Raw genomic sequence first — 23,798 nt, forward strand, 5'->3', positions numbered from 1 at the left:
CCCGATAGCTAAGTGCTGTCGGGTTCTTCTTTTTTATTCATGCAACCAATCTGCCCCAGCTAGAATCTAGTAGTTGCCCTACACGCTATTCTCCTTCCACTTTTATGAAAAAACTAGCTCTGTACTGCCTCAGTGCTTTATTTCTAACTAATCTTACCAGCTGCGAAGAAGAAGTTATTGCGCCGCAGTGCGTCAACGGCATCGTGCTCGGCACCACCTGCGACGGGGCTTATCTTATTCAGTTAGATACCAATGTACCCCTAGGTACCAGCGTGGTATTCAGGGGCGACGGCGGTGCGGTGCTGGCGGGCGCGGGCGACACGACGGGCACTGCTTACGCCAATGTAGTTGAAACCTTCGTGGCCTTGCCGAGCGGCATTACCCGCGGTCAGCAACTGTTCTTCGATGTGCGCAAAGCGAAGGATAAGGAGCTGGTTCATAATTACTGCATGGCCAACGTGCACTGGTACGACGCGCCGCAGGTGATTCTGACGAATATCTCGGAAACCGCCTGTGCTACTACGCGCACGGAGGATTAAGCTCTTTACCGAGCTGCTTTGCTTATTACAGATGCGCATTTACTCTATACTCGCAGCCTTTATTCTAACTTATGGGCTGTGTAACTGTCAAAGTCACGTTGGGAAAAAGGTACATACTACCACAAAGCAGTCACCTAGGCCCGCAATTGACTCAACACAAATTAAATTGCATCAACTGATTGCTTTATACCCTGTAAGGGCTTTACCCTTGAAACTCTCTACCGAGCGCGTTGAAGCTGACCCAGAGATAAAAGATTCTGTTGCTAATGGGATACCAATTCCTAGCCATCTTCTTGATCTATTTCCCGAGCGGCTTTATTCAGAAAACGGCAGTGATGTATTTGCGGTAGCAAAACTCAATTTGCCAGAAGAACGAATCGGCCTCTTGACTCGTGTTCCAAGTGTATATGTATCCAGTAAAATCAAGCTATTTGTGTTAAATAGCCGCACTGGTCAATTAGAATCAGAATGTGAAGTAGCCGAGACATTTGGCGACGCGGGTGACACTTACGTGCGAACAGCAGAAATACGTCCGTCAGAAAATCAGAGCTTTCTTATCAAAGTTAAGCAAAACACTTGCTGGCCACTTGATGAAGAATTGAGCAAGTTCAAATGTGCCGATTCGTTGTTTATTTACAGTTTACACAACAATAAGCTTGACTTACTAAGTAAGAAAGGCACCCGTCACGAATAGCTCTGGTTCTTAAATAACTCCACCACATGGGAATTCTCGACAGCCTCCTCGGCAATGCGTCCGAAAGCGACGCGCAATCGTTGCAACAAGAGCTTACCCGCGTGCTGGGTGCGGGCGAACAGATCCAAAAAGCCTACGCCATTTTCCGCGACCAGCTCATCTTCACCAACAAGCGGCTGATTCTGGTGAATAAGCAAGGCGTAACCGGCAAGAAAGTCGAATACCTGAGTGTTCCGTACCGCAGCATCGAGCGGTTTTCGATGGAAACCACCGGCCACTTCGACCTGGAAGCGGAGCTAAAAATCTGGGTACGCGGCCAGGTTGAGCCGCTTGGCTTTACCTTCCGCAACGATACTAGCATCTACGACGTGTACCGCACCCTAGGTGAGCACGCGCTGTGAAGGTGAGATGGTGGAGTAGTGAGATGGTGAGTTTTTACTGCTAGTGAAGCAGACTCACTCCTTCACTATTTCACCTCTATCGGCGTCTGGATAGCAGGCGGTGTGGGGTTGTACTCGGGAGTGGCTACTTGCCGTTCTGCGGTTTTTTTGCCTTTGTCGTCCTTCATGTCTTTGCGACTGAAGGGGCGAATAATCAGGCGTAGCGCCTGATCGGAGCTGAAGTAGCCAATGGCCCAGTCGGCGAAGGCCACGACTTTGTTGCGGAAGCCAACCAACGTCATCAGGTGCACGAACAGCCACGTAAACCAGCCAAAGATGCCGTTGAAATGCACGTCTTTGGGCAAATCGACGACGGCTTTGTTGCGGCTCACAATGGCCATCACGCCTTTGTTGAAATACTTGAAATCGAGCGGTGGCTGCCCTTTGAGGATGCGCTTGAAGTTCTTACCTAGGTGCACGCCCTGCTGCTGAGCCACGGGCGCGAGCATTGGCAAGCCTTCCGGCATCTCGTCGGTCAACATGTTAGCTACATCGCCGATGGCATAAATATTCTCGAAGCCTACTACCCGATTCCAGCTATTCACGTTGATACGCTTGTTACGCGTCACGACTTCGGGCGGCAGGCCGGGCACTTCAGCCCCGTTCACCCCAGCCGCCCAAATTAGGTTTTCGGTCGGGATGTATTCGGTGTCGGTGTAGTAAACGCGGCAATCTTCGAAGCGCTTCACGCGGGTGTTCAGCCTAATCTTCACACCTAGCTCTTCCAGGTAGCGTTGCGCGTCTTGCTGCGACTTCTTCGACATGGGCTTCAGCACCGCTGGTCCTGCTTCCAGCAGAAAGATCTGCATGTGCTCCAGATTCAGCTCCGGGTAGTCTTTCGGCAGTACGTGCTTGCGCATCTCGGCCAGTGAGCCGCTGATTTCAACGCCCGTTGCGCCGCCGCCTACCACCACGATATTCATTAGTGCCTGATACTGCTCCCCGCTTTGCGCAAGTAAGGCCTTCTCGAAGTTCTGGAAGATAAAGCTCCTCAGGTTCAAGGCATTCGGAATGCTCTTGATCTGCATACTATTCTTCTCGATGCTGTCATTTCCGAAGAAATTGGTCAGAGAGCCGGTAGCCAGCACCAGATGATCGTATTGGATTTCGCCCACGCTGGTTACTACTATGTTGCGCGCCGAGTCGATGTGCTGCACGTCGGCCATGCGATAGAAGAAATTCTTTTGCCCGGCGAAAATCTTGCGAATTGGATAGGCAATACTGTCGGCCTCCAGCGCGCCGGTAGCTACCTGGTAGAGCAGCGGCTGAAACTTATGGTAGTTGTTGCGGTCGATAACAACTACTTGCACGGGAGCGTCGCGCAGTTCTTTAGCTAAGCGCAAACCACCAAACCCGCACCCGATAATGACGATGCGCGGATGAGAAGAAACCGGAATATTGGCATCCATACTAGTTCGAGAGAAAATGCGGCGCTAGTGTTCCAATACCCTTACCTACAAATCATTGGACTGGTTGCTCAAATCTGCGACGCTTGACCTTTTTCCAATAAAGCCCACACCCTGACTAAGGACGATACTGTGAACCTAGCTTTCTAAAACAACAACGCCCAGTGGAAGCTGGGCGTTGTGTTGGTGTGCTTAGTCGTCGCTATTATCTTTCTTTTTGAAGTCGCCGTTTTTGACCTGGTTGATCAACTGTAGCCAACTAAAGGGATTGAGCAGCGGGTTGGAAGTGTACTGCGACGGCGCCGTGCCCATGCGGCGGTTGTAGTCGTTTTGCTGCAACTGCATGGTCTGGCGGTAGTTGCCCATGCTCGTGACCGGCGCGTTGTTGAAGATGCGCTGCATAATCTCGGGGTTGAGATTGTCGGCGGCGCGGGAGCCGCGCTCTTTCGGCAATCGGAGCGCTAGGAATGCTTCTTTAAACTCCTTTTCGGTGGCGTACGGGAAGATGCGCACTTCGGGCAGAATCGTCGCGTCTTCCTTGAGCTGCACAATCACGGAATAGCTCTGACGGGTGTAGTTGGCCGGAATAACAACCGTCTGATTGCGGTAGCCCAATGAGCGAATGATGATACTATCACCGGCCAACACGGGCAGCGAAAAGTAGCCGTATTCGTTGGTAGCCGTGCCACGACCCGCCTTCGGAACGAAGATGGAAGCGCCCGGCACTCCTAACAGACTGTCGCCGGTGGCCACGATGCCGGTGAACTGCACCACGGCCCGCTGGCCCTGAGCTTTTGCGGGCGCACCTAGGCCTAGCAGCACTATGGTTAGCGCGAGTACGAACCCCGCTGTAAACAAACGAAATCGAACAAAACCAAGCATACTGGGTAGGATAGATTACAATAATACGGCTCTTTCGGGGGGTGCCGGCCGCTTTACCGTAAATTTGTTGACGCTAGAGCGGCCTTTCCGCCTGCGTTTCGCTAAAAGATGCGCCTGAAACACTTTACCGTTGCATTCGGCCAGCAAGTATTTAAAGCGTTCGGCGACGAGTCGCGGGTGCGCATCCTGCATCTGCTGTGGCGCAATCAGGAAATGTGCATTTCTGACCTGGAACAGGTGCTGGACTTCACCCAAACGAAAACCTCGCGCCAACTCTTGTACCTCAAAAACGCTGGTCTCGTGAGCTTTCGCCGGCTCGACAACTGGATATTCTATTTCCTGAAGGAAGAAACCGCTGATCTGGTTCAACAGCTCCTGGCCTTTATGGAGCGCGATCCGCAGCTCATGCACGATCAGCAGATCTACAAAACGCTGTGGTCGAATCGGGAGCTGGCCGCGTACAAGCTCCAAAACCGCCGCTGGACCGGCACCGCGCCTCTATGAAACTTGACCATCATCTTTTCGTCTGCACCAACCAGAAAAGCGGTGTTGGCGAAGACCTGGCCAAAGCGCTGAAAAAGGAGCTGAAGAAGCAGCACCTGAAATCCGTCTTTGCGGATGGCGAGAAGCACAAGAACCGCGTGCAAACCTGCAACTGCCTGGATGTGTGCAAACATTGTAAAAAAGGCTCTGGGGCGGCCGTAGTGGTTTACCCGGAAGGCGTTTTCTACGGTGACGTAAAACCCGGCGACGCGGCCGACATCGTGCACGACCACCTAGGTGCCGGGCAAGTAGTTACGCGCCTGCTGCTGTAGGAACGCGCCACGGCGCGTTCGGCGTTGAACGTTGTCGTGTGGTGTATTACTTCCATCATCCGCAAGTCGTTCAACGGGGATGTTCACGCGCCGAACGCGCCACGGCGCGTTCCTACAGATTGTTCATTGTTAATTGATTACTGATCATTGAAAGCCTACCGCCACCTCTTCTTCGACCTCGACCACACGCTTTGGGATTTTGAGAAAAACGCCGATGAAACGCTGCGCACCTTGTTCGAGCTGCACGACCTAGGTCGCTATGATTTCTCCGTTGACACATTTATTGCGCGCTACAGCGAAGTAAATCATGCCTTGTGGCGGCTTTACCAAGCCAACAAGATCGACCAGAAGGCGCTGCGCAACATTCGTTTCACGCGCACGCTCACGAAGCTAGGTGTGCCCGAGGAAGAGCAGCCCACGAATATCTCGGCGCAGTTCACGGATATTCTGCCGTACAAGTCGGCTGTCTTTCCCTACACCCACGAGGTGCTCGACTACCTGCGCGACAAAGGCTACGTGCTGCACTTGATTACCAATGGCTTCCAGGATATCCAGCACACTAAGCTAGCTTCCTCGCGCCTCACCGACTACTTCGTGGAGGTCGTGACCTCCGAGCACATCGGCTGCCTGAAGCCCGACCGCCGCATCTTCGACCATGCGCTGGAGCGCGCTAATGCTACCGCCGCCGAAAGCCTGATGATTGGCGACAACCTGGAATGCGACGTGCTAGGTGCCTTCAACGCAGGCATCGACCAGGTGTATTTCAATCCCGAAAAGCGCCGCCACTTCGCCCAAATCACGTATGAAATTAGCTGCCTGAGCGAGCTGAAGGCGATTTTGTAGTGACTATATGGAGAAGATTCCCTTGAAGGTCTGGAATCGGATTGTGATGCTTCAGGCTCCGATTGCTGCAGAAATCCCAATTGCTGATGCACGTTATCGACGGTGGATAGAAATTTCTCCTAACTACCAATATAAAGCAGTTGGGCCTCCTGTCCCTAATCATGAATACTCCATCTGTGATACAGTTTTTGACATTGAATTACTAAGAATTCACGAACCCCACGGTGATGAAGATCTAGCTCTGGTGAGCCAAAGTCACTATTACGTTAGTAATGAAGATGAACTCTATCAGCAGCTCGCAGAATTGAACGTAGATCCTACTTTGTTTAACTCTCCCTGGCGAGTAGAACATCCTTATTATAGTTAAGAAGGCTTAGCAGCAAATCTTTATCTGGGCGCCTAGCCGACCATTATTTTACCTTTGCTCCACCCTCTCACCGTCAACCAACCCCGAAAACAATGGCCAACGGCTTTTTCAACGTTCCCACCCCGATCAACGAACCAGTTAAGAGCTACGCCCCCGGCTCTAAGGAACGCGCTGAGCTACAGCAAGCTCTAAAAGAGCTGAAGCAGCAGCACCTCGATATTCCGATGTACATCGGCGGACAAGAGGTGCGCACCGATAACACGCTCACCATCTCGCCCCCCCACGACCACCAGTACAAGCTAGGTCAGTTTCACGAAGGCGACGCCAGCCACGTAACCCAGGCCATTGATGCTGCTTTGGCTGCTCGTGAGCAGTGGGCGGCGATGCTGTGGGAGCACCGCGCAGGTATCTTCCTGAAAGCCGCCGAACTGCTGGCTGGCCCCTACCGTGCCCGTCTGAACGCGGCGACAATGCTAGGTCAGAGTAAGAATGCGTACCAGGCGGAAATCGACGCGGCGTGCGAGCTGATCGACTTTTTCCGCTACAACGTGTACTTCATGCAGGAAATCTACAAGCAGCAGCCGGAGTCGGCGCCGGGCATGTGGAACCGCCTGGAGCACCGTCCGCTGGAAGGCTTCGTATTTGCCCTCACGCCGTTCAACTTCACCTCTATTGCCGGCAATCTGCCTACTTCAGTAGCTATGATGGGCAATGTCGTGGTGTGGAAACCCGCTTACCCACAGATCTACTCGGCCTACGTGCTGATGGAGCTGTTCCGCGAAGCCGGCCTGCCCGACGGCGTCATCAACCTGATTTATGTGGACGGTCCAGTAGCCGGCGACGTAATATTCAACCACCGCGACTTCGCTGGCATTCACTTTACCGGCTCGACTGGTGTGTTCCAGAACATCTGGAGCCTCATCGGCCAGAATATTCACAAGTACAAGACGTACCCGCGCATCGTGGGCGAAACCGGCGGCAAGGACTTCATTATCGCGCACTCATCAGCCCAGCCTCGCCAAGTTGCCACCGCTATTTCGCGCGGCGCGTTTGAGTTTCAGGGCCAGAAGTGCTCGGCGGCTTCGCGGGTGTATATTCCGGCCAGCATGTACGAGGAGGTGAAAGGCTACGTACAGGCAGACCTAGCTTCGTTCCGGATGGGCGACGTGGAGGACTTCGGCAACTTCATCAATGCCGTCATCACCGAAGGCTCTTTCGACAAGCTAGCCCGTTACATTGATGCAGCCAAAGCTGACTCCAGCGTAGAAATTATTGCCGGCGGTGGCCACGACAAGTCGAAAGGCTACTTCATTGAGCCAACGGTTATCGTGGCGAAAGATCCGAAGTACGTGACCATGTGCGAGGAGCTATTCGGCCCTGTGCTGACCATGTACGTGTACGAGGATGCCAAATTCGAGGAAACCCTCACCCTCATCGACACAACTTCGCCGTACGCCCTCACCGGCGCCATCTTCTCCCAGGACCGCTACGCCATCGACCTAGCTTCGAAGCGCCTCGTGAATGCGGCCGGCAACTTCTACATCAACGACAAGCCCACCGGCGCTGTCGTAGGTCAGCAGCCCTTCGGTGGCGCCCGCGCCAGCGGCACCAACGACAAAGCCGGCTCCATGCTGAACCTGCTCCGCTGGACTTCGGCCCGCGCCATCAAGGAAACTTTCGTGCCGCCGGTTGATTACCGCTACCCCTTCATGGGCGTAGAAACCGGCGAGGATCTGAACGTGACTGGCCAAGGCGGATTCTAAAACCTAGGTTGAGTTAACCAAAAAGCCGCTTCAGGATGCTGAAGCGGCTTTTTAGTTTTAGGAAAGTACAGTAAAAGACTGCGAACCTCTGCGGGAACCTACTACCTAGGTAGGATACATTCAAGCGGCATCATCCGTCACCAACGGAATGCGCAGGCTAGCATAAATATCGGCCAGCAAAAGCTGAGTACCTAGTTCCGGAATCTTCACGGCCTCTTCTGGCTTCGTCAGCAATTCTTGCTGCCAGTCGCTACCCTCATCGGTCCGGTGAAACCATTCTACAGCTTGGTACTGCTGAGAAACAAGCAAGTAATGACGTAGGGAAGCCAGGCGCTGGTACCGAAACAACTTCCACACCCGGTCCCGGTCGGCAGTAGAAGGCGACAGCACTTCGATGAGTAGCACTGGGTGGCGCCTGGTCCGCTCGGCCATCACATCTTCGTCGTGGTAGGTTACCATCACATCGGGGTAGGTGTATTGCACTCCTTCGGCTACTTCCAGCTGCACGGTTTCGGTAAATACCCGGCAGCCTCTCTCTTCTGTACTCAACAAACGAGAAGCACAACGCAACACAAGAGAGTTATGATTGGCAGTGCCGCCCGACATCGCCATAATTTCACCACGGTAGAACTCATGTCGCTCCGGCGAAGTCGCTTCTAACGCCTGGTATTCCTCAACCGTGTAAAGCCGGGATAACGCCTGTTTTTGTTCCATAAAGTCAGGTCCTCCTTTCTCTCAAATATAGCCTTTCCGCTACCGCCAGCGCAAACCTTTGTTCCCAAGGACTGAACCGCTACATTTGCCTTTCTCCGATTTTGTTTCTTGTCTTTATTCGCAGTTCGTATGCTACTTGTCGTTCCTGCTCCCCAATATCAACCTTCCGATTACCTCCCCATCCTGGCGCAGCTAGGTTTTGCGCTGGCGTTCGTGGCGTTTGCCATGGTCGTATCGCACTTAGTAGGCCCAAAGCGCAAGAGCGTGGTCAAAGACAGCTCCTTCGAGTGCGGCATCGAGTCGGTGGGCAACGCCCGCACGCCGATTTCGGTGAAGTACTTCCTCACGGCTATTCTGTTCGTCCTCTTCGACGTGGAGGTTATCTTTATGTACCCATGGGCAGTCAACTTCCGCCAGCTAGGTACCGAAGGCTTCGTGCAGATGATCGTGTTTTTGACGCTGCTAATGGCCGGTTTTGCTTATGTCATCAAGAAGGGCATCCTGAAGTGGACCGGCACCAACGCCTAAGTCTAACATTAGCAAACTTTTACTTTTTGGCGAGTGTTGGCTTTATAGGTCTTTACTTCCTACCCGACTTCTCTCATGAACGATATCCGAGTTCCCGAAATTAAAACAGTTGCTGCGCCCGAAGGCATCGAAGGTGCTGGCTTCTTCGCCACTTCGCTGGAGAAGGTAGTTGGTATTGCCCGTGCTAACTCGCTGTGGCCGTTGCCTTTTGCCACTTCGTGCTGCGGCATCGAGTTCATGGCGACCATGGGTGCCCACTACGACATCTCGCGCTTCGGCTCCGAGCGCCCGTCGTTTTCGCCGCGCCAAGCCGACTTGCTGATGGTGATGGGCACCATTGCCAAAAAAATGGCGCCTATCGTGAAGCAAGTGTACGAGCAAATGGCCGAGCCCCGCTGGGTGCTCGCTATGGGCGCCTGCGCCTGTTCGGGTGGTATCTTCGATAGCTACTCCGTGTTGCAAGGCATCGACCGCATCATCCCGGTCGACGTGTACGTTCCCGGCTGCCCACCGCGCCCTGAGCAAGTGCTCGACGGCCTGATGCGTGTGCAGGACCTAGCTCGTAACGAATCGATGCGCCGCCGCAACTCGCCCGAGTACCAAGCGCTGCTGGAATCTTATAACATAAAATAAGCTGTTAGCTATTGGCTGTTAGCTGTTAGCCTTTGTTATAAGGCTCAGTTTAGAAAGCTAATAGCTAACAGCCAATAGCTAACAGCTCATAAAATGGCTGACCCGAACGAAGAAGCTGCGGCCCAATCTGCTGCTGTTACCGAAGAAGACCCGAACAAACTCACCAACGCCCGCGTGCTGGCTAACCTGCACCGGATGTTTGGCGAAGATGCCTTTACCGATGTAGAGGAGCCGTACGGCTTGCTCACGGCGACAACTACGCGGGAGCGGATTCACGATATCATCGAGACGTTGCAGGCTGATGAGGAAATGCAGCTCAACTTCCTGACCACCATGTGCGGGATTCATTATCCTGATCATGAAGGCAAGGAGCTAGGTATGATCTATCACTTGCACAGCCTTGTACACAATGTGCGGCTGCGCCTGAAGATCTTCTTCCCGATTGCTGACCCTGTGGTACCGACGCTAACGGACATCTACGCTACGGCGAATTGGATGGAGCGCGAGGCTTACGACTTTTTCGGCATTATCTTCCCTGGTCACCCAAATCTCATCCGCATCCTGAATGTGGAAGACATGGACTACCATCCCATGCGCAAAGAATACCCGCTGGAAGATGGTACCCGTGAAGACAAGACAGACTTATTCTTCGGCCGATAGCAGTCAGTATTAAGTAGGTAGTATTGAGTAGTTAGTATTTCAGAATCAATACTATTTCACTTTCTTCAACTACCCACCAATACTCACTACTAGCTACTTACTACTCAGTACTCATATGGCAGTAAATGACACGCTAGCGGGCACCCATAAAATTATTGAGGAAGCGCGCGAGCAGCAGCATAATCAGCTCATCCCGACGGTTAACGATTTCAACCAGGAGCTGACCACGCTAAACCTAGGTCCTACTCACCCGGCCACGCACGGTATCTTCCAGAACATTCTGCAAATGGATGGCGAGCGGATCGTGTCGGGCGTACCGACCATTGGCTACATCCACCGGGCGTTCGAGAAAATTGCCGAGCGCCGCCCTCTATACCAGATTACGCCGCTCACCGACCGCATGAACTACTGTTCGTCGCCCATTAATAACATGGGCTGGCACATGACGGTAGAGAAGCTGCTCGGTATTACAGTTCCGAAGCGCGCGCAGTACATGCGCGTGATTATGATGGAGTTGGCCCGCATCGTCGACCACCTGATCTGTAACTCCATCCTAGGTGTTGATACGGGCGCTTTCACCGGCTTCCTCTACGTATTTCAGGAGCGCGAGAAGGTCTACGAGATTTACGAAGAAGTTTGCGGGGCTCGCCTGACGACCAACATGGGCCGTATCGGCGGCATGGAGCGCGACTTTACGCCCGTAGCACTAGAGAAGCTGCGCAAATGGGTGAAGGAGTTTCCGGCCGTAATGCGGGAGTTCCAGAGCATGTTTGACCGCAACCGCATCTTCATGGACCGCACCCAGTACGTGGGCGGCATCACGGCGGAAAAAGCGCTGAACTACGGCTTCACCGGCCCCAACCTGCGCGCCGCTGGTGTCGACTACGATGTGCGAGTGATGAACCCTTACTCTTCTTACCAAGACTTTGAGTTTGACATTCCGGTAGGTACCAACGGCGATACGTACGACCGCTACCTGGTGCGCAACGAGGAAATCTGGCAGAGCCTGCGCATTATTGAGCAGGCGCTAGAGAACCTGCCCGAAGGTCCCTATCACGCCGACGCCCCGCACTACTACCTGCCTCCCAAGCAGGCCGTGTACCAGAACATGGAGGCGCTGATTTACCACTTCAAAATCATCATGGGTGAGATTGAAGCCCCTGTAGGTGAAGTGTATCACTCCGTGGAAGGTGGCAACGGTGAACTAGGCTTCTATCTGATTTCGGATGGTGGCCGCACGCCTTATCGCCTGCACTTCCGTCGTCCGTGCTTCATCTACTACCAAGCGTATTCCGAGATGGTAGTAGGCCAGTCGCTCTCCGACGCCATCGTGACGCTAAGCTCCATGAACGTAATTGCCGGCGAGCTGGACGCGTAGTTTTTGCTGAACTTGACCCCTATGGAATCTACAACCGCGCCCACCAAGCCCCAGTTTTCGCCTGCTGCTAAAGCTGAAATCAAGCGCCTCCTCACGCACTACCCCAACGACCGCAATAAGTCGGCCTTGCTGCCGGTGCTGCACATCGCGCAGGCCGAGTTCGGCGGCTGGGTGAGCCCCGAAGTGCAAGACTTAGTGGCCGAGACCCTAGGTCTTCAACCGATTGAAGTGTATGAGGTAGCTACTTTCTACACCATGTTCAACCTCAAGCCAGTAGGTAAACATGTGTTGGAGATCTGCCGGACAGGCCCTTGCATGTTGCGCGGCTCCGACGAGCTAACGGCACATTTAGAGCGCATCACGGGCGCTAAAGTGGGCGGACCGGCTTCCGAAGATGGGTTTTTTACGCTGAAAGAGGTAGAATGCCTGGCTGCTTGCGGCTTTGCTCCTATCGTGCAGGTTCGGGAGAAGTATTACGAAAAGCTCGATACACCCGAAGCAGTTGATGCTATGCTCACCGAGCTTCGCAACCAGGTACACCGCCCTATTCTGCCTTGGGAAGAAGTGGGGTTACCGAACTCTCTGAAGAACAACTAACAGCTGGCCATCAGCACAACGCTTATTACTATGGGCCGCAAGCTATTAACTGAACATATCAACGTTGAAGGCATTGACACCTTTGAGGTGTACCGCAAACACGGCGGCTACCGCTCAGTGGAGAAAGCCCTGAAAACGATGACACCCGACGAGGTGGTGGAAGAAGTGAAGAAGTCGGGGCTACGTGGCCGCGGCGGCGCTGGCTTTCCAACGGGCATGAAGTGGAGCTTCCTGGCCAAGCCCGAAGGTGTGCCGCGCTACCTTGTCTGCAACGCCGATGAGTCAGAGCCGGGTACCTTCAAGGACCGGCAGCTGATGTCGAAGCTGCCGCACTTGCTCATCGAAGGCATGATTACGAGTTCGTACGCCCTGGGCGCTAACACCTCGTACATCTATATTCGAGGCGAGCTATTGTACGTGCTTCGCATTCTGGAAAAGGCTATTGCTGAGGCGTATGCCAATGGCTTCTTAGGCAAGAACATCCTAGGTTCGGGCTACGACTTAGACCTGCATGTGCATCCTGGTGGCGGCGCTTACATCTGCGGCGAGGAAACAGCGCTGTTGGAATCACTGGAAGGCAAGCGTGGCAACCCACGTAACAAGCCGCCTTTCCCGGCCGTGCAAGGCCTTTACGCCCGCCCAACGGTGGTAAACAATGTGGAGTCGATTGCTGCTATTCCAGTCATTGTGAACATGACGGGTGACGAGTACGCTAAAATCGGCGTGGGTCGTAGCACGGGCACCAAGCTGATTTCGGCTTGCGGCCACCTGAACAAACCGGGCATCTACGAAATTGAGCTAGGTTTACCGGTCGAAGAGTTCATCTACTCCGATGAGTACTGCGGTGGCATCTGGAAAGGCCGGGAGTTGAAGGCGGTGGTAGCGGGTGGTTCGTCGGTTCCGATTCTTCCTAAAGAGTTGATTCTGAAGACTACTGCCGGTGAAAACCGCTTGATGACGTACGAATCGCTGTCAGATGGCGGCTTCATCACGGGTACAATGCTAGGTTCCGGTGGCTTCATTGCCATGGACGAAACCACCTGCATCGTGCGCAACACCTGGAACTTCTCCCGTTTCTACCACCATGAATCATGCGGGCAATGCTCGCCGTGCCGTGAGGGAACGGGCTGGCTGGAGAAAGTACTGCATCGCCTGGAGTATGGCCACGGCCACATGGAAGACATTGACTTGCTGGTGAGTGTAGCCAAGCAGATTGAAGGGAACACCATTTGCCCCCTTGGCGAAGCTGCCGCTTGGCCAGTAGCTGCTGCCGTGCGTCACTTCCGTGACGAATTTGAGTGGCACGTGAAACACCCACAAGAAGCTACGCGCACCGGTGCTGTGTATCCGGGAAAGGCCGTGTTAGCTTAAGTAGTAAAACGTCATGCTGAGCTTGTCGAAGCATCTTGCCTGGCGTCTTGGAAGTAGTAACTCTAAATGTCAGCACGCGAGATGCTTCGACAAGCTCAGCATGACGACTGATTCTAAACTGTCTTAATCCAAAATGGCTAAAATAACATTCGATGGCATTGAGGTGGAAGTACCAGACGGTACCTCTATTCTCAACGCGGCACGCAAGATTGGCGGCAGCATCGTGCCACCGGCCATGTGCTACTACACGCCGCTCCAAGGCTCGGGCGGTAAGTGCCGCGCTTGCCTGGTACGCGTAGCAGCGGGCTCAGCCAAAGACCCGCGCCCCATGCCGAAGCTGGTAGCCTCGTGCGTGACGCCGGTGCAAGACGGCATGGTGGTCGAAAACACCTCCTCCGAGCAGGTCCTGAACGTGCGCAAGGGCATCGTGGAAATGCTGCTCATCAACCACCCGCTCGATTGCCCCGTGTGCGACCAGGCGGGCGAGTGCGATTTGCAGAACTTCGCCTTTGAGCATGGCGTGAGCACTACGCGCTACCAGGAAGAGCGCCGCACGTTCGAGAAAATCGACATTGGTCCTTTGATTCAGCTGCACATGACGCGTTGCATTCTGTGCTACCGCTGCGTGTACACGGCCAATCAGATTACCGACAATCGCGTGCACGGCGTGCTGGGTCGCGGCGATGCGGCGGAAATCGGTACTTACATCGAGAATGTGATTGACAACGACTTCTCGGGCAACGTTATCGACGTGTGCCCGGTGGGTGCTCTGACCGACAAAACCTTCCGCTTCAAGCAGCGCGTGTGGTTCACGAAGCCTGTAAACGCCCACCGCGACTGCTCGCACGAGAAGTGCCCCGGCCGCGTGGTACTGTGGTACAAAGGGAAAGACGTGCTTCGTGTAACGGCTCGCAAGGACCAGTACGGCGAGGTAAAAGAGTTTATCTGCAACGAGTGCCGCTTCGAGAAGAAGGAAACTGCTGACTGGGTTATTGAAGGTCCGGCGCATATCGACCGTTCTTCGGTCATCTCGGCCAACCACTACGAGCTACCTGTGCTTAATCAGCAGATTATTGCTGACTTGCCAGAAAGCTCCGTGCGCGACCTGGAGCAGAACCCACCCATGAAATTAGGTAACTAGACGATGGAACTTCCTGTACTGGGCTGGCAAGCCCTCGTGATACTGGTGGTATTCGGCATTTCGCTGCTTATTGCTACTTATTCTACTTACGCTGAACGTGTTATTGCTGCCTTTCTGCAAGACCGGGTAGGCCCCGACCGGGCCGGTCCTTTCGGCATCCTGCAACCCTTGGCCGATGCCGTGAAGCTCTTCACCAAAGAAGAGTTCTTTCCGGCTGGTGCCAACAGGGCATTGTTCGTATTCGGCCCGTGCCTGGCCATGGTAACGGCGCTGATGGCTTCGGCCGTTATTCCATTCGGCAACTACTTGCAGTTCGGAACCACTATCGTTCACCTACAAGGCATTGAGGTAAACATCGGTATGCTGTACGTGTTCGGCGTGGTGTCGCTGGGAGTGTACGGTATCATGATCGGCGGCTGGGCTTCTAACAACAAGTTCTCGTTGCTAGGTGCTATCAGGGCGGCTTCCCAGAATATCAGCTACGAGCTAGCTATGGGCATGGCCCTGATTGCGGTGTTGATGATGTCAGGCACGCTGTCGTTGCGCGAAATTACGTTGCAGCAGTCGGTACCGGGCGAGTGGCACTTCTGGAACATCGTGAAGCAGCCGATTGGCTTTATCATCTTCATTGTGTGCGCTTTCGCTGAGACGAACCGCACGCCGTTTGACCTGCCTGAGTGTGAAACTGAGCTAGTTGGTGGCTACCACACCGAGTACAGCTCCATGAAAATGGGCTTGTACCTGTTCGCGGAGTACATTAACGTATTCGTGGCATCGGCCGTGATGAGCGTGCTGTACTTCGGTGGCTTCAACTTCCCGTTTCAATACGAGCTACGCGACTTCCTTGCGCAGTCACAAGGAGCCGTAACGGCGCAGAACATCATCACCATCCTAGGTGTGGTGGCGGTCTTTATCAAGATCTTCTCGTTCATCTTCTTTTTCATGTGGGTGCGCTGGACCTTGCCGCGTTTTCGCTACGACCAGCTCATGCGCCTAGGTTGGACGATTCTGATTCCGCTGGCTATCTTCAACATCCTGCTTACGGGTGGTCTGATTCTGTTAGGCGTTATTCAGTAAATGCTCATTCAGCGCCGACCTAGGTTCGGCAGGGTACTAACCTAGGTTCTTGAACAACATCTCGACTATGCAACCTCTAAGTAATAGAGCTAAGAAGCTGGAAAAGAAGCCAATGACTTTGGCGGAGCGGGCCTACTTGCCGGCTATTTTCCAAGGCTTGAGCATTACCTTACGACACTTTTTCTCCAAAAAGGCAACGATTCGTTACCCAGAGGAGACGCGTCCCTTTTCGCCGGTGTTCCGTGGCCTGCACGTGCTGAAGCGCGATGAGCAGGGCCGGGAGCGTTGCACGGCCTGCGGCCTCTGCGCTGTAGCCTGCCCCGCCGAAGCCATCACGATGGTAGCCGGCGAGCGGAAGAAAGGCGAAGAAGGCTTGTACCGCGAGGAAAAGTACGCCGTCAGCTACGAAATCAACATGCTGCGCTGCATCTTCTGCGGCCTCTGCGAAGAAGCCTGTCCGAAAGCCGCCGTGTATTTGCAGGCTGATAAGATGGCACCACCCCGCTTTGAGCGCGACGAATTCATCTACGGCAAAGACCGCCTCGTGGAGCCCGTGGCGCCGGATGCCCGTTCACAGCGCGGTATTCAGCTCACGCCGGAGCAGGCTCAGGCCTTAAATGCAAAGCTAGCTCAACCAGCCTAGGTGTAGCGCGAAGCTCCAGCTTCGCGCCTTGTCCAGTTTGATTGCTCGGACTTACATCGTTCAACGATGCGCGAAGCTGGAGCTTCGCGCTACATTTTGCGAAATGCCACCTCTCTTCTTCTTTCTGTCGTTTGTGGCGCTGTTCAGTGCGCTGGGTGTGGTACTCGCCAAAAACCCGGTGCACAGCGTGCTGTTTCTTATCCTGACGTTCTTCACGTTATCAGGGCATTACTTGCTCTTGAATGCGCAGTTTCTGGCGGCCGTGAACATCATCGTGTATGCCGGGGCTATCATGGTCTTGTTCCTGTTCGTAATTATGTTCCTGAACCTGAACGCTGACACGGAACCTCATAAATCGGCGCTTGCTAAGATTGCGGCGGCTGTAGCAGGGGGCTTGCTACTGGTAGTGATGGTAGCCGCACTGCGTGATGTGCAGCCTGGCACTACGTATAATGCCACTACTTTCGATTCGCAGATCGGGATGGTAGGCCAACTAGGGTTGGTGCTGTACCAGAAGTACTTGCTGCCGTTTGAGCTAGCTTCAGTGCTGTTTCTGGTGGCTATGGTGGGCGCTATCATGCTGGGCAAACGCGAAACAGGAGAGCGGCATTTCTAAGGAAACAACAACTTACTTTATAAAAGCAGAAGCGGCACCTGAGACTCAGTTGCCGCTTCTGCTTTTACCTGGAACTTGATTAAGCTCCTTCTAACTACTCAGCTTGCGCCGCTTCCGGGGCTTGGCGACGCATCCACTGCGGCCCACAAGCAGTTTGCATTTTCTGGCGAAATTTTTCCTGTTGTTCCGGAGTCATGCCCGATAAGCGGGACTCCATTTTCTCACGCCAAATCTTCTTTTTGCGTGCCCAGCTAGCTTGGCCATGTCCGCCACGGCCCCAGCCGCCGAACAGAATGCGCGAGAGTAGCAGTAACCCTAAGGTCTGCCAGAAGTTGATAACCGGACCGTGAAACAACAAGGGCACCAGCTCATTCCACAGGTACATGGTGAGAGAACCTACAGCAGCTACGAACAGCAGGGCGAATAGTACGAATTTGAAGCCGCGAAGCAGCCAGAATTTACGGTCCATGTCAATTAAAGGAATGAAGTCAGTCCGTGAACAAGTTGGTGTAGAGCGCTTGCAGGCGCTGTCGTAGGTGCTGAACGGCGTAGTGCTTGCGCGAGATCAAGGTTTTGAGGGGCACGCCGGTTTCTTCCACTAGCTCTTTGAAGCTTTTGCCTTCCAGCTCATGCCACACAAACACGTCGCGCTGATTTTTGGGCAGTTCTTCCAACGCTTCGGCCAGAGCTTCCATGATGGTTTCGCGGAGCAGCCGGTTTTCTGGCGCGTCGTCGGGGGCGGGCAGTACGTCGGCTAGTAGCAGGCCGCCTTCCTCACTGTCGTTATAGCGGGCAGTTTCAGCTTCCAGCGACGTTGGGCGCTTGCGGCGGTAGAGGTCGGTGATGCGGTTGCGGGCCACGCGAAAGAGCCAGGCGGCCACTTTCTCCACGGGCTTGAGCAGCCGGTAACTTTCCACCAACTCCCCAAAGACATCCTGCAGAATGTCTTCAGCATCGGCTTCGTCGGGTACGCGGCGGCGGATAAAGGCAAGGAGGCGCGTACGCTGCTCTTGTACAGCCTCTTGTATCTGCCGGTCCTGTCCTGTCGTGGTGGCCGTCATTGCGCCGGTGGTGAGAGCTAAGGATTCCATCGTACTAAAGCAGACGGGTGCTGCCGGGAAATATTTTAAATGATAAGACTTTTTTAGAAAAGACACTGACAGCAGCAGGCCCAACCCACTGATCTTGTAAGAATCAGCAGATTGGGCCTGCGCAGAACCTAGCTTCGCGGGAAGCTCTATAGCTAGAACTTAGCCGTTAGTCCGACCTTCAGGTACGACATGTCGTAGCCGACTTCGCCGAAGGCACCTAGCTTATCGGAGAAGAAGTAGCGGCCACCCACAAAAATGCCCGAGGTGATGTAGGTGCTGCTCGATTTGGAGTAGTAGATGTCCGTGCCGGCATTGTCGGAATACCGCTCGTGCCGCACGCCCAACGAGAGGCCGGCGTAGGTATCTACCTTTGGGTCTTCGAACAGATCGTAGTGGTACGTGCCACGGGCCGCCACGATGATGTTGCTCCAGGTACCCTTATAGCCGCTTGATTTCCAGCCGTATGACTTATAGCCCACCATGCCGCCGACGCCAATCGTGCCAGGCCCAAGGTTATCGGCAATGCCGTACTCGAAGGAGGCGCTCATGGCCGGTGTCGAGTGCAGCCCGCTAAGGCCGTAGCCGTAGCCCAGCCCAAGTCCAACACCTAGGTTTGCTGCCATACTCCCTTTGCCAAAGATCTGGTTGGTGGCGGTCTTCGGCTTAACTGCCGTAGGCTCTGGCGCAGGCGCTACAGTCTTGGGGGTAGTCTCAACGGCAACGGCAGGAGTTGCAGCCGCTGGCTTGCTGGCAGTTGTGGCAGGCTTGGCGGCCGGTTTCACAGCGGGCTTAGTCGCTGGCTTAACAGCTGTTTTAGCGGCAATGGGTTTGGCCGTGGTAGTTTTGGCGGTGGTGGCCGGCTTGGCAGGCGTGGTGGTTTTGGTGGTTGAGGCGGGCCGTACTGCGGTTTTGCTTTGCGCCAAAGCGGGCGCGCTGGTCAGAGCGCAGAAGAGCAGAGCGGAAGTAACGTACTTTTTCATGTGGCTGAAAGGAAATGTGGAAGAAGTAGATGACGAGAACCAAGCCCCAACAGAAGTGCAATTCTGACTGGGAACGATGCAAAATTACCTCGCGCTTCTACTCCCGTCAATCGCCTAATCATGTGACATCTATCACCTAATGATGTGATAGACTAACGTTTACGTTTTTGTAGTACGGCGCTGCTATAGCGTTTTATTTCCTTAACCTAGGTAAGCCGTACGGCTCACCTAGGTTTGTTCAGCGCCAGCTCTTTCCAAGCTATTTTGCTTGCCCTTATCGCCTAATTACTTGGTAGTAAACGGAGTATTAATTCGAATACTGGTATTTTCTTCCGTTTCGCGCGTGTGAATTAAGTTGGGCTTAGCGCAGCCGCATTTTGCGGGTTTTTCCGAATTTCGGATACCTTTGCCAGCTACTCTCTCTCAGCCGAGCTTCGGCTGCTTTGCTTGCTTCGTAGGATCACCCAACTACATGGACCAGAACATTCCAGAAGTTATCCGCACTGTACCGCTTCAGTACTATATTTATTTCGCGACGGCGCTGTTTGCTATTGGCGTAACGGGCGTACTCACCCGGCGCAATGCAATCATCATCTTCATGTGCATCGAGCTGATGCTCAATGCCGTGAACATATTACTCACTGCCTTTTCGGCCTACCGATCTGACCCCAACGGTCAGATTTTTGTGTTTTTTATCATGGCCGTAGCTGCCGCCGAAGTATCGGTAGGCCTAGGTATTATCGTGATGATCTACCGGAATTTTCAAAATACGGACGTCAATCTTCTCAACCGTCTTAAATGGTAATTATACAGTAGAACGTCATGCTGCGCCGGTCGAAGCCTCTTTACCGCAGTGCTAACCAGTTGCCATTGCACGCGAGATGCTTCGGCCAGCGCAGCACGACGTTCTACTGTATTTTTCAGCATAAATCATTATGCAAGAAACTGTTCTCCCCGCAGCCGGCGCCCCCAATAGCACCCTGCTCTACATCCTGATTCCGCTGTTGCCGTTTTTAGGCTTTCTGATTAATGGCCTGCTCAACAAACGTTTGTCGGGAACGATAGCGGGTGTAATTGGCAGCGCTACCGTGCTAGGTTCGTTTCTAATTTCGGCGTACCTGTTCAGCACCTTTCAGTACCAGTACACCGTCACGCTGTTCGACTGGATTTCGGTGGGCTCGATGCAGATTCCGTTCTCCTACCAGATCGACCAGCTCAGCCTGATTATGCTGCTGCTCGTGACGGGCGTAGGCTTCCTGATTCATGTTTACAGCATCGGCTACATGCACCACGACGAGAACGTGGGTAAGTACTTCAGCTTTCTGAATCTGTTCGTATTCAGCATGTTGGTGCTGGTGCTCGGGGCTAACTTCGTAATTCTGTTTATCGGCTGGGAAGGCGTGGGGCTCTGCTCTTACCTGCTCATCGGCTTCTGGAACAAGCACGAGAACTTCAACAATGCCGCCAAGAAAGCCTTCATCATCAACCGTGTTGGCGACCTAGGTTTTCTGCTCGGTATTTTCCTGATCTACCTCACCTTCAACTCGGTACAATACGGTGAGGTCTTCCAGAAAGCTTCTTTAGCACAGTTCGGACCTTATACGGCCAGTATCTGCACGGCCATTACGCTGCTGCTATTTGTGGGCGCGATGGGTAAATCGGCGCAGTTGCCGCTCTACACCTGGCTACCCGATGCCATGGCCGGCCCGACGCCTGTTTCCGCCCTCATCCACGCCGCAACGATGGTAACGGCTGGTATTTACATGGTGCTGCGCTCCAATGTGTTATTCACCCTCTCTCCTACTACGCTGGAAGTAGTTGGTATTGTAGGCCTGGCTACTGCCTTCTTTGCCGCCACTATCGGTCTGGCACAGAACGACATCAAGAAGGTACTGGCTTATTCTACGGTGTCGCAGCTGGGGTATATGTTCCTGGCGCTGGGCGTAATGGGCTACACGTCGTCTATGTTCCACGTCCTGACGCACGCCTTCTTCAAGGCGCTGATGTTCCTAGGTGCGGGCTCCGTGATTCACGCCATGAGCAACGAGCAGGACATGCGCCGCATGGGCGGTTTGCGCAAAGCCCTGCCTATTACGTTTATCACCTTCCTCATTGGCTGCCTGGCTATTTCGGGCATCCCGCCGTTCTCGGGTTTCTTCTCTAAAGATGAAATCCTGAGCCATGTGTACGAGCACAACAAGCTCATGTGGGCCATTGGCTTGTTCACATCGTTCCTGACGGCTTTCTACATGTTCCGGCTGCTGTTCCTCACCTTCTTCGGTCAATTCCGCGGCACGGAGGAGCAGAAGCATCACCTACATGAGTCGCCCGCTTCGATGACGCTGCCGCTCATCATTCTGGCCGTGCTAGCAGCCGTGGGCGGTTTCATGGGCGCTCCGATGATCCTAGGTAAGCATTACCTGGCCGACTACCTGGCGCCGCTCTTTACCTACTCACAGCGCATCAACCCGGCCGCGTTTGCTGCCGAGGTAGACCACAATACCGAGCTGATGCTCATTGGTGCTTCGGTAGCGGCGGGCGTGCTAGGTATCGTGCTGGCCTACGTACAGTATGTGAGCCGCGGCGTGCTGCCGGCCGAAGACGAAGGTCAGCGCTCAGCGCCGGAGAGCCTCGTGTACCACAAATACTACGTGGATGAACTGTACAACGCGCTATTCGTGCGCCCCATCATGGGCTTGTCGCGGGGCTTGTACCGCTTCGTGGAGCAAGGCATCATCGATCCGATTGTAAATGGCTTCGGTCGCATCACCCTAGGTGGAGGGCAGCTTCTGCGCTACGTGCAAACGGGTACGACTGGAATGTATCTGATTCTGATGGTGGTAGGTATTGTGCTGATCTTAGCCCTGAACCTGTTTCGGTTTTAGACCTAGCTAGGAGTATGCTCTTACTAGCAGATGTTAACCCTGGAATTGGGCCATTAGGAATAACTCTTCTTTTAGGCGGCTACCTTTTACCTACCATCTACGGCCACCATCAGCAGAATCATCGGCTTATTCTTCTAATCAATGTATTTCTAGGCTGGACGATTATCGGTTGGTTGTATGCTCTTCACCTAGCTTTGAGAGCTTCCTACACTGACCGAAAAGCTCTTCTTGCATTTAAACGTCGCCTGAACAACCCGCTTACCTAATGCTTACAGCTCTTCTCCTTTTCTTTCCCCTGGCGGCTGCCTTGCTGCTGCACTTTTTCAAAGGTGGCACTGCCCGCGTGGTGGCGTTTGGGGCGGCGCTGCTCGAATTTGTGCTGGCGGTCGTGGTAGCCATTGCCTCTAAGTCGTCGTCGGCTACGCAATTCGCTATCGATCAGCCTTGGATTGCTTCTTCCGGCATTCGCTTCCACATCGGACTAGATGGACTGAGCTTACTGCTGGTGCTGCTCACCACGTTTCTGGTGCCGCTGATTATGCTGGCATCCTTCCGCCACGAGTATAAGAATGCCTCGGCTTTCTACGCGCTTATCCTGTTCATGCAGACGGGCCTGATTGGTGTGTTCGTATCGCTGGATGCGTTCTTGTTCTACTTCTTCTGGGAAGTGGCGCTTATTCCGATCTACTTTATTGCCGGCGTGTGGGGCGGCGAACGGCGCATTCAGGTTACGTTCAAGTTTTTTCTCTACACCATTATCGGCTCGCTGTTCATGCTGGCGGCCTTCGTGTACCTCTACTTCCAGACGGGTGTAAACGGCGCCCCGCGCAGCTCTGACCTGCTGGCTTTCTACAACCTGAGTCTGAGCGCAGCGGAGCAATCGTGGCTGTTCTGGCTGATTTTCATTGCTTTCGCGGTGAAGATGCCAGTCTTCCCTTTCCACACCTGGCAACCCGATACGTATACGGAGTCGCCCGCGCCGGCTACCATGCTGCTTTCGGGCATCATGCTCAAAATGGGTATCTACGGCACGTTGCGTTGGCTGCTGCCTGTTGTGCCCTTAGGTGTCAGCCAGTGGAGCAAACCCGTGATGGTACTGGCCGTAATTGGCATTATCTACGGCGCTATTATCGCCATTCGTCAGCGCGACATGAAGCGGCTGATTGCGTATTCGTCGCTCTCTCACGTTGGGCTAATGGCGGCGGGCGTATTCTCGCTCACGCAGCTAGGTTTGCAAGGTGCCGTTATTCAAATGCTAGCTCACGGTGTGAATGCCGTTGGTATGTTCTTCGTCATCGACTGCATCGAGCGCCGCACCGGCACTCGCGAAATTGCCGACCTAGGTGGCCTCACGCGCCACACGCCGGTGCTGTCGGTTACGTTCCTGGTCATGCTGCTCAGCACGGTAGCGCTGCCGCTCACGGCGGGTTTCGTCGGCGAATTTTTACTGCTGGCGGGCGTGTATGAATATAGCGCATGGCTTGGTGCCATTGCCGGCCTGACCATCATCTTCGCGGCGGTGTACTTGCTGCGTATGTTCCAGCGCGTGATGCTAGGTCCGGATACGTCGTTCACGGCTACCATCCGCGACCTGACCGGCGCCGAGCTGGCCGTGCTGGTACCGCTGATTTTGCTGGTATTCTGGATTGGCTTGTTTCCCAATACCTTCCTGCACATTTCTGAACCTAGCATTATCCAGCTCCTGGATATTGTGAAACGGTAGCACGCTGTAGCG

General features: G+C 54.0%; 28 protein-coding genes. 22 read left to right on the plus strand and 6 right to left on the minus strand.

What is annotated here, in order from left to right; genetic code table 11:
• Window positions 1-104 precede the first annotated feature (104 nt).
• From IEX74_RS15490 to IEX74_RS15500, 3 genes are all read left to right on the plus strand, one after another.
• The gene (locus IEX74_RS15490; RefSeq protein WP_188814920.1) at window positions 105-539 is read left to right on the plus strand and encodes a hypothetical protein; all 435 of its coding nucleotides are present in this window, start codon (window positions 105-107) and stop codon (window positions 537-539) included.
• 208 nt (window positions 540-747) lie between these two features.
• Entirely contained in the window at window positions 748-1,233 is a 486-nt protein-coding gene (locus IEX74_RS15495) for a hypothetical protein (protein ID WP_188814921.1), read from the plus strand.
• Between the two features lie 26 nt (window positions 1,234-1,259).
• Window positions 1,260-1,634 carry a PH domain-containing protein gene (locus IEX74_RS15500; protein ID WP_188814922.1) on the plus strand — a complete coding sequence of 125 codons (375 nt, stop codon included), beginning with the start codon at window positions 1,260-1,262 and terminating at the stop codon, window positions 1,632-1,634.
• Window positions 1,635-1,699: 65 nt separating this feature from the next.
• Here the strand turns inward: IEX74_RS15500 and IEX74_RS15505 are convergent, their stop codons facing one another.
• Window positions 1,700-3,082 (minus strand): NAD(P)/FAD-dependent oxidoreductase, encoded by a 1,383-nt coding sequence (locus IEX74_RS15505; protein ID WP_188814923.1) that lies wholly within the window; start codon window positions 3,080-3,082, stop codon window positions 1,700-1,702.
• A 189-nt stretch (window positions 3,083-3,271) separates the two neighbouring features.
• On the minus strand, window positions 3,272-3,961 hold the full coding sequence (locus tag IEX74_RS15510; RefSeq protein WP_188814924.1) for a carboxypeptidase-like regulatory domain-containing protein: 690 nt from the start codon (window positions 3,959-3,961) through the stop codon (window positions 3,272-3,274).
• A 108-nt stretch (window positions 3,962-4,069) separates the two neighbouring features.
• Here IEX74_RS15510 and IEX74_RS15515 point away from each other — a divergent pair, with 108 nt between their 5' ends.
• The 5 genes from IEX74_RS15515 to pruA all read left to right on the plus strand — a co-directional run bounded on the left by IEX74_RS15515 (window position 4,070) and on the right by pruA (window position 7,749).
• Complete coding sequence (locus IEX74_RS15515; RefSeq protein WP_188814925.1) at window positions 4,070-4,465, plus strand: metalloregulator ArsR/SmtB family transcription factor; 396 nt, start codon at window positions 4,070-4,072, stop codon at window positions 4,463-4,465.
• Window positions 4,462-4,776, plus strand: a complete 315-nt coding sequence (locus IEX74_RS15520; protein WP_188814926.1) for a (2Fe-2S) ferredoxin domain-containing protein — start codon at window positions 4,462-4,464, stop codon at window positions 4,774-4,776. Before IEX74_RS15515 ends, IEX74_RS15520 begins: the two co-directional genes overlap by 4 nt.
• A 147-nt stretch (window positions 4,777-4,923) precedes the next feature.
• Window positions 4,924-5,619 carry a YjjG family noncanonical pyrimidine nucleotidase gene (locus IEX74_RS15525; RefSeq protein WP_188814927.1) on the plus strand — a complete coding sequence of 232 codons (696 nt, stop codon included), beginning with the start codon at window positions 4,924-4,926 and terminating at the stop codon, window positions 5,617-5,619.
• A gap of 7 nt (window positions 5,620-5,626) precedes the next feature.
• Complete coding sequence (locus IEX74_RS15530) at window positions 5,627-5,986, plus strand: hypothetical protein (RefSeq protein ID WP_188814928.1); 360 nt, start codon at window positions 5,627-5,629, stop codon at window positions 5,984-5,986.
• Window positions 5,987-6,078: 92 nt separating this feature from the next.
• Complete coding sequence (gene pruA, locus IEX74_RS15535) at window positions 6,079-7,749, plus strand: L-glutamate gamma-semialdehyde dehydrogenase (RefSeq protein WP_188814929.1); 1,671 nt, start codon at window positions 6,079-6,081, stop codon at window positions 7,747-7,749.
• Window positions 7,750-7,869: 120 nt separating this feature from the next.
• Here pruA and IEX74_RS15540 read toward each other — a convergent pair whose 3' ends face one another.
• Window positions 7,870-8,463, minus strand: a complete 594-nt coding sequence (locus IEX74_RS15540; RefSeq protein ID WP_188814930.1) for a Uma2 family endonuclease — start codon at window positions 8,461-8,463, stop codon at window positions 7,870-7,872.
• A 129-nt stretch (window positions 8,464-8,592) separates the two neighbouring features.
• Here IEX74_RS15540 and IEX74_RS15545 point away from each other — a divergent pair, with 129 nt between their 5' ends.
• The 10 genes from IEX74_RS15545 (at window position 8,593) to IEX74_RS15590 (ending at window position 17,107) form a co-directional block, all read left to right on the plus strand.
• The gene (locus tag IEX74_RS15545; RefSeq protein WP_188814931.1) at window positions 8,593-8,991 is read left to right on the plus strand and encodes an NADH-quinone oxidoreductase subunit A; all 399 of its coding nucleotides are present in this window, start codon (window positions 8,593-8,595) and stop codon (window positions 8,989-8,991) included.
• Window positions 8,992-9,066: 75 nt separating this feature from the next.
• Window positions 9,067-9,624: an NADH-quinone oxidoreductase subunit B gene (locus IEX74_RS15550; protein WP_229755318.1), complete on the plus strand. Its 558-nt coding sequence runs from the start codon at window positions 9,067-9,069 to the stop codon at window positions 9,622-9,624.
• A 93-nt stretch (window positions 9,625-9,717) separates the two neighbouring features.
• Complete coding sequence (locus IEX74_RS15555; RefSeq protein ID WP_188814932.1) at window positions 9,718-10,284, plus strand: NADH-quinone oxidoreductase subunit C; 567 nt, start codon at window positions 9,718-9,720, stop codon at window positions 10,282-10,284.
• Window positions 10,285-10,399: 115 nt separating this feature from the next.
• Window positions 10,400-11,662 carry an NADH dehydrogenase (quinone) subunit D gene (gene nuoD, locus IEX74_RS15560; RefSeq protein ID WP_188814933.1) on the plus strand — a complete coding sequence of 421 codons (1,263 nt, stop codon included), beginning with the start codon at window positions 10,400-10,402 and terminating at the stop codon, window positions 11,660-11,662.
• A 21-nt stretch (window positions 11,663-11,683) separates the two neighbouring features.
• Entirely contained in the window at window positions 11,684-12,259 is a 576-nt protein-coding gene (locus IEX74_RS15565) for an NADH-quinone oxidoreductase subunit NuoE family protein (protein ID WP_188814934.1), read from the plus strand.
• Between the two features lie 30 nt (window positions 12,260-12,289).
• On the plus strand, window positions 12,290-13,630 hold the full coding sequence (nuoF, locus tag IEX74_RS15570) for an NADH-quinone oxidoreductase subunit NuoF (RefSeq protein WP_188814935.1): 1,341 nt from the start codon (window positions 12,290-12,292) through the stop codon (window positions 13,628-13,630).
• A gap of 133 nt (window positions 13,631-13,763) precedes the next feature.
• Window positions 13,764-14,771, plus strand: a complete 1,008-nt coding sequence (locus tag IEX74_RS15575; RefSeq protein ID WP_188814936.1) for an NADH-quinone oxidoreductase subunit G — start codon at window positions 13,764-13,766, stop codon at window positions 14,769-14,771.
• 3 nt (window positions 14,772-14,774) lie between these two features.
• Window positions 14,775-15,848: an NADH-quinone oxidoreductase subunit NuoH gene (gene nuoH, locus IEX74_RS15580; RefSeq protein ID WP_188814937.1), complete on the plus strand. Its 1,074-nt coding sequence runs from the start codon at window positions 14,775-14,777 to the stop codon at window positions 15,846-15,848.
• 67 nt (window positions 15,849-15,915) lie between these two features.
• A complete protein-coding gene (locus tag IEX74_RS15585; RefSeq protein WP_188814938.1) occupies window positions 15,916-16,491 on the plus strand; it encodes a NuoI/complex I 23 kDa subunit family protein in 576 nt (191 codons plus the stop codon).
• Between the two features lie 103 nt (window positions 16,492-16,594).
• Complete coding sequence (locus tag IEX74_RS15590) at window positions 16,595-17,107, plus strand: NADH-quinone oxidoreductase subunit J family protein (protein ID WP_188814939.1); 513 nt, start codon at window positions 16,595-16,597, stop codon at window positions 17,105-17,107.
• A 94-nt stretch (window positions 17,108-17,201) separates the two neighbouring features.
• On the opposite strand, the gene IEX74_RS15595 is transcribed toward IEX74_RS15590, so the two are convergent.
• The 3 genes from IEX74_RS15595 to IEX74_RS15605 form a co-directional block, all read right to left on the minus strand.
• Window positions 17,202-17,576: a hypothetical protein gene (locus tag IEX74_RS15595; protein WP_188814940.1), complete on the minus strand. Its 375-nt coding sequence runs from the start codon at window positions 17,574-17,576 to the stop codon at window positions 17,202-17,204.
• Window positions 17,577-17,595: 19 nt separating this feature from the next.
• On the minus strand, window positions 17,596-18,198 hold the full coding sequence (locus IEX74_RS15600) for an RNA polymerase sigma factor (RefSeq protein ID WP_229755319.1): 603 nt from the start codon (window positions 18,196-18,198) through the stop codon (window positions 17,596-17,598).
• Between the two features lie 152 nt (window positions 18,199-18,350).
• Entirely contained in the window at window positions 18,351-19,178 is an 828-nt protein-coding gene (locus tag IEX74_RS15605) for a hypothetical protein (RefSeq protein ID WP_188814941.1), read from the minus strand.
• Window positions 19,179-19,650: 472 nt separating this feature from the next.
• Between IEX74_RS15605 and nuoK the strand changes: the two genes are divergently transcribed.
• The 4 genes from nuoK to IEX74_RS15625 all read left to right on the plus strand — a co-directional run bounded on the left by nuoK (window position 19,651) and on the right by IEX74_RS15625 (window position 23,786).
• Complete coding sequence (gene nuoK, locus IEX74_RS15610) at window positions 19,651-19,983, plus strand: NADH-quinone oxidoreductase subunit NuoK (RefSeq protein ID WP_188814942.1); 333 nt, start codon at window positions 19,651-19,653, stop codon at window positions 19,981-19,983.
• 130 nt (window positions 19,984-20,113) lie between these two features.
• Complete coding sequence (gene nuoL / locus IEX74_RS15615; protein WP_188814943.1) at window positions 20,114-22,063, plus strand: NADH-quinone oxidoreductase subunit L; 1,950 nt, start codon at window positions 20,114-20,116, stop codon at window positions 22,061-22,063.
• A 14-nt stretch (window positions 22,064-22,077) separates the two neighbouring features.
• The gene (locus IEX74_RS23515; RefSeq protein ID WP_188814944.1) at window positions 22,078-22,329 is read left to right on the plus strand and encodes a superinfection immunity protein; all 252 of its coding nucleotides are present in this window, start codon (window positions 22,078-22,080) and stop codon (window positions 22,327-22,329) included.
• Window positions 22,329-23,786 carry a complex I subunit 4 family protein gene (locus IEX74_RS15625; protein ID WP_188814945.1) on the plus strand — a complete coding sequence of 486 codons (1,458 nt, stop codon included), beginning with the start codon at window positions 22,329-22,331 and terminating at the stop codon, window positions 23,784-23,786. The genes IEX74_RS23515 and IEX74_RS15625 overlap by 1 nt, the downstream gene beginning before the upstream one ends.
• The last annotated feature ends 12 nt before the right edge of the window (window positions 23,787-23,798 follow it).

Origin of the sequence: Hymenobacter cavernae (genome assembly GCF_014641455.1) — a bacterium.
GTDB lineage: Bacteria > Bacteroidota > Bacteroidia > Cytophagales > Hymenobacteraceae > Hymenobacter > Hymenobacter cavernae.